3 rRNA genes are annotated in these 4,870 nt (G+C 58.1%); all 3 read right to left on the reverse strand.

Features of this window, described 5'->3' with window-relative positions:
- Nucleotides 1-85 (reverse strand): 5S ribosomal RNA (gene rrf, locus ACTTK7_RS17005); the annotation flags it as partial.
- A 70-nt stretch (nt 86-155) separates the two neighbouring features.
- Nucleotides 156-3,089: ribosomal RNA gene (locus ACTTK7_RS17010) — 23S ribosomal RNA — on the reverse strand.
- A gap of 196 nt (nt 3,090-3,285) precedes the next feature.
- Nucleotides 3,286-4,858 (reverse strand): 16S ribosomal RNA (locus ACTTK7_RS17015).
- Nucleotides 4,859-4,870: the final 12 nt, after the last annotated feature.

Genomic DNA, 4,870 nt, shown 5'->3' on the forward strand with positions numbered 1-4,870 from the left:
ACCCCCGGCTATCATCAACGCTGAAGAGCTTAACTTCCGTGTTCGGCATGGGAACGGGTGGATCCTCTTCGCTGTTGCCACCGGACCGGCCCGTCGGGCCCTGACAACCAAATACCGAGACCGCAGCCACCGCCGCGTATCGTGCTATCATGCGTGTGGATAAGACTTCGACCGATTAGTATCCGTCCGCTGCACATGTCGCCATGCGTCCACGCCGGACCTATCTACCTCGTCATCTTCAAGGGGTCTTATCTCCGTAGAGGGGAAAGGTCATCTTAAGGGGGGCTTCATGCTTAGATGCTTTCAGCACTTATCCCGTCCACACGTAGCTACCCAGCAGTGCTCCTGGCGGAACAACTGGTACACCAGCGGTGTGTCCATCCCGGTCCTCTCGTACTAAGGACAGCTCCTTTCACCTTTCCTGCGCCCGCGACGGATAGGGACCGAACTGTCTCACGACGTTCTGAACCCAGCTCGCGTACCGCTTTAATGGGCGAACAGCCCAACCCTTGGGACCTACTTCAGCCCCAGGATGCGATGAGCCGACATCGAGGTGCCAAACCTCCCCGTCGATGTGAACTCTTGGGAGAGATTAGCCTGTTATCCCCAGGGTAGCTTTTATCCGTTGAGCGACGGCCCTTCCATGCGGTGCCGCCGGATCACTAAGCCCGACTTTCGTCCCTGCTCGACTTGTAGGTCTCGCAGTCAAGCTCCCTTGTGCCTTTGCACTCTGCGAATGATGTCCGACCATTCTGAGGGAACCATTGGGCGCCTCCGTTACTGTTTGGGAGGCGACCGCCCCAGTCAAACTGCCCACCTGACACGGTCCCGAGGCCGGATCACGGCCTGCGGTTAGAATGTCGATACCACCAGGGTAGTATCCCACCAGCGCCTCCTCCGAACCTGGCGGTCCGGATTCGATGGCTCCTACCTATCCTGTACAAGTGGTACCCACATCCAATGTCAAGCTACAGTAAAGCTCCATGGGGTCTTTCCGTCCTGTCGCGGGGAACCTGCATCTTCACAGGTATTATAATTTCACCGGGTCTCTCGTTGAGACAGTGCCCAAGTCGTTGCACCTTTCGTGCGGGTCGGAACTTACCCGACAAGGAATTTCGCTACCTTAGGACCGTTATAGTTACGGCCGCCGTTTACTGGGGCTTCAATTCGGCGCTTCTCCCCCCGAAGGGGGATAACGCCTCCTCTTAACCTTCCAGCACCGGGCAGGTGTCAGCCCCTATACTTCGCCTTACGGCTTCGCAGAGACCTGTGTTTTTGATAAACAGTCGCTTGGGCCCTTTCACTGCGGCTCCCTGGGGCTATTCACCCCGGGGAGCACCCCTTCTCCCGAAGTTACGGGGTCCTTTTGCCGAGTTCCTTAACGAGAGTTTTCCCGCGCGTCTTAGAATACTCATCCCACCTACCTGTGTCGGTTTACGGTACGGGCACCACGTTCCTCGCTAGAGGCTTTTCTTGGCAGGGTAGGTGCAGGCCCTTCGGGCCCCGTAGGGCCCTCCTGGTCACCGCTTGGCCGTATGGGGGAGGGATTTGCCGCTCCCCCGGCCTTGCCAGCTTCAACGCGCATGTCCAGCAGCGCGCGGCCGTGCCTGCCTGCGTCCCCCCATCACTCAAATGGAACGGAGGTGGTACAGGAATATCAACCTGTTTTCCATCGCCTACGCCTTTCGGCCTCGGCTTAGGACCCGACTAACCCTGAGCGGACGAGCCTTCCTCAGGAAACCTTGGGTTTTCGACGGAAGGGATTCTCACCCTTCTTTTCGCTACTCATACCGGCATTCTCACTTCCAGGCGCTCCACCGGTCCTCACGGTCCGGCTTCTGGGCCCCTGGAACGCTCCCCTACCATCTCTCCCATGCGGGAGAGTCCACGGCTTCGGTGCTGCGTTTAGCCCCGGTACATTGTCGGCGCAGAGTCACTCGACTAGTGAGCTATTACGCACTCTTTCAATGATGGCTGCTTCTAAGCCAACATCCTAGTTGTCTAAGCAACTCCACATCCTTTTCCACTTAACGCAGACTTAGGGACCTTAGCCGGTGGTCTGGGCTGTTTCCCTCTCGACGACGGATCTTAGCACTCGCCGTCTGACTCCCGGGCAGCAAGTCGCTGGCATTCGGAGTTTGACTGAATTCGGTAATCCGGGAAGGACCCCTCGTCCAATCAGTGCTCTACCTCCAGGACTCTCATACCCGAGGCTAGCCCTAAAGCTATTTCGGGGAGAACCAGCTATCTCCAGGTTCGATTGGCATTTCACCGCTACCCACGACTCATCCCCGCAATTTTCAACTTGCGTGGGTTCGGGCCTCCAGCCAGTGTTACCTGGCCTTCACCCTGGTCATGGGTAGATCACCTGGTTTCGGGTCTACGCCCGCCTACTGCATCGCCCTCTTCAGACTCGCTTTCGCTGCGGCTCCGCCTTTGCGGCTTAACCTTGCAGACGAGCGTAACTCGCCGGTTCATTCTACAAAAGGCACGCCGTCACCCCTTAACGGGCTCCGACTTCTTGTAGGCACACGGTTTCAGGATCTGTTTCACTCCCCTTCCGGGGTGCTTTTCACCTTTCCCTCACGGTACTGGTTCACTATCGGTCACTAGGGAGTATTTAGCCTTGGGAGATGGTCCTCCCAGCTTCCGACGGGATTTCTCGTGTCCCGTCGTACTCAGGATACCCCCGGCGGGGGGAGGATGCCGGCTACCGGGCTGTTACCGTCTCTGGCGGGCCTTTCCAGGCCGCTTCGCCTATCCTCCCCGCCTGCCGTGCGGGGGTCCTACAACCCCGGGATGCAAGCATCCCGGTTTGGGCTGATTCCGTTTCGCTCGCCGCTACTCGGGAAATCGCGTTTGCTTTCTCTTCCTCCGGGTACTAAGATGTTTCAGTTCTCCGGGTCTACCGTCCGGCGCCTATGTGTTCAGCGGCCGGACGCCTTCCCATGACGGAAGGCGGGTTCCCCCATTCGGACATCTCCGGATCAAAGCTTACGTACAGCTCCCCGGAGCGTTTCGCCGTTCGTCGCGTCCTTCTTCGGCTCCTAGTGCCAAGGCATCCACCGTGCGCCCTTTTCTTCTTAACCACTCGATACGCGGTTTTCTTCGACGCGGCCGCCGGGCAGAGCCCGGCCGCCTTGTGTTGCTTGTGTGTTTTTGGTCTCGGTATTCGGTTGTCAAGGTCCAACGTGCCAAATCAAAACAGAGAGATCGTATCTCTCAAAAGGAAAGCCAAGCCAGGCCCCTGCCCGGTCCCTGCGGGACCGGGGTACTGCTCCATAGAAAGGAGGTGATCCATCCCCACCTTCCGGTAGGGATACCTTGTTACGACTTCACCCCAATCATCTGCCCCACCTTCGGCGGCTGGGTCCCAGAAGGGTTCCCTCACCGACTTCGGGTGTTGCAAACTCTCGTGGTGTGACGGGCGGTGTGTACAAGGCCCGGGAACGTATTCACCGCGGCATGCTGATCCGCGATTACTAGCGATTCCGGCTTCATGCAGGCGAGTTGCAGCCTGCAATCCGAACTGAGAATGGCTTTTCTGGATTGGCTCCCCCTCGCGGGTTCGCATCCCGTTGTACCATCCATTGTAGCACGTGTGTAGCCCAGATCATAAGGGGCATGATGATTTGACGTCATCCCCACCTTCCTCCGGTTTGTCACCGGCAGTCACCTTAGAGTGCCCAACTGAATGCTGGCAACTAAGATTAGGGGTTGCGCTCGTTGCGGGACTTAACCCAACATCTCACGACACGAGCTGACGACAACCATGCACCACCTGTCATTCCGTCCCCCGAAGGGGAACCGCCTCTCTCGAGGCGTGGCGGAAGATGTCAAGATCTGGTAAGGTTCTTCGCGTTGCGTCGAATTAAACCACATGCTCCACCGCTTGTGCGGGCCCCCGTCAATTCCTTTGAGTTTCAACCTTGCGGTCGTACTCCCCAGGCGGAGTGCTTAATGCGTTAGCTTCGGCACTACGGGTATCGAAACCCCTAACACCTAGCACTCAGCGTTTACGGCATGGACTACCAGGGTATCTAATCCTGTTTGCTCCCCATGCTTTCGCACCTCAGCGTCAGGTACAGACCAGAGAGTCGCCTTCGCCACTGGTGTTCCTCCACATATCTACGCATTTCACCGCTACACGTGGAATTCCACTCTCCTCTTCTGTCCTCAAGTTTCGCAGTTTCCAATGGCCTTCCACGGTTGAGCCGTGGCCTGTCACATCGGACTGACGAAACCGCCTGCGTGCCCTTTACGCCCAATAATTCCGGACAACGCTTGCCCCCTACGTATTACCGCGGCTGCTGGCACGTAGTTAGCCGGGGCTTTCTGGACAGGTACCGTCAGCACGCCAGCCTGTTCGACTGGCGTGGGTTCTTCCCTGTCAACAGAGCTTTACGATCCGAAAACCTTCATCACTCACGCGGCGTTGCACCGTCAGGCTTTCGCCCATTGCGGATGATTCCCTACTGCTGCCTCCCGTAGGAGTCTGGGCCGTGTCTCAGTCCCAGTGTGGCCGATCACCCTCTCAGGTCGGCTACGCATCGTCGCCTTGGGGAGCCCTTACCTCTCCAACTAGCTAATGCGCCGCGGGCCCATCGGACTGTGCAAGGATCCGAAGATCCCTGCTTTGCCGCTGACCTCAGGCGAGGTCAGGGCGTATTGGGCATTAGCCCCGGTTTCCCGGGGTTATTCCCATCAGTCCGGCAGGTTGCCCACGTGTTACTCACCCGTCCGCCGCTCGTTCCACCGGTTTCCTCCCGAAGGAGTCCGCCGGCTTCCCGCGCTCGACTTGCATGTATTAGGCACGCCGCCAGCGTTCGTCCTGAGCCAGGATCAAACTCTCCGTAAAAAGTTTGATGCT

Source organism: Marinococcus tarijensis (assembly GCF_054971385.1).